1 protein-coding gene is annotated in these 255 nt (G+C 53.3%); it reads left to right on the plus strand.

Going from position 1 to position 255, the window contains the following annotated elements:
• Positions 1-255, plus strand: a 255-nt coding sequence (locus ACLFKU_RS44715; protein ID WP_410853515.1) for a glycosyl hydrolase family 28 protein, incomplete at both ends; no start/stop codon positions are given.

Here is a 255-nt window from a genome sequence, read left to right on the forward strand (position 1 = left end):
CCGCTACATGTTTCACGCCGGACACCGTGAAGAACACTGACGGTTTCGATCCCGCTCAGTCACGCAACGTGTTGCTGGCTTATTCGTATATCAGCACAGGTGACGACCACGTCGCCATCAAGGCTAGGGCATCACCTGGCAGCAAGAACCTGATGTTCGCGCATAACCACTTCTACTATGGACACGGCATGTCGATTGGCAGCGAGACGAATGCGGGAATCAGTAACGTCGCGATCATTGATCTAACGATGGATG

It is taken from the genome of Paraburkholderia sp. EG304 (genome assembly GCF_046543485.1).
Taxonomy (GTDB): domain Bacteria; phylum Pseudomonadota; class Gammaproteobacteria; order Burkholderiales; family Burkholderiaceae; genus Paraburkholderia; species Paraburkholderia youngii.